Origin of the sequence: Pantoea sp. Ft-CA_14 (assembly GCF_024520875.1) — a bacterium.
Taxonomy (GTDB): domain Bacteria; phylum Pseudomonadota; class Gammaproteobacteria; order Enterobacterales; family Enterobacteriaceae; genus Pantoea; species Pantoea agglomerans.
The window spans coordinates 1-278 of the sequence record NZ_JALNPM010000036.1 but is presented as its reverse complement, the minus strand read 5'-3'; the positions used below and the strand labels follow the sequence as shown (position 1 = coordinate 278).

Annotated in this window: 1 protein-coding gene; it reads right to left on the bottom strand. The window is 31.7% G+C overall.

Annotated features, from left to right (window positions below; all coding sequences use genetic code 11):
• Positions 1 to 193: Na+/H+ antiporter NhaA (locus NR195_RS23000; RefSeq protein ID WP_256844931.1), on the bottom strand; the 193-nt coding region annotated here is incomplete at its 3' end.
• Positions 194 to 278: the final 85 nt, after the last annotated feature.

The window sequence follows — 278 nt, the reverse complement described above, 5'->3', positions numbered from 1 at the left end:
CATTGATCCAATGAATTAATGTTTTATCGATTGCAAAATGGCCAATTTGTATGCTTACGGGTAAATTTAAGAAGTTATTATATTGTTCACTTAATGGTGAATTGGCCAATAACATTGCAGCTACAGCAGATAAAAGTAATAAAATTCCACCGGCAGATTCTAATTTTAAAAATCGCTGGATAAGTTGTAACACGTAATCCCCCTTCAAAAATCAATAACAAAAAATTAACAAAGATCGCATACTAGCATATTTTTATATGAAATGGGGAGCGAGAGAA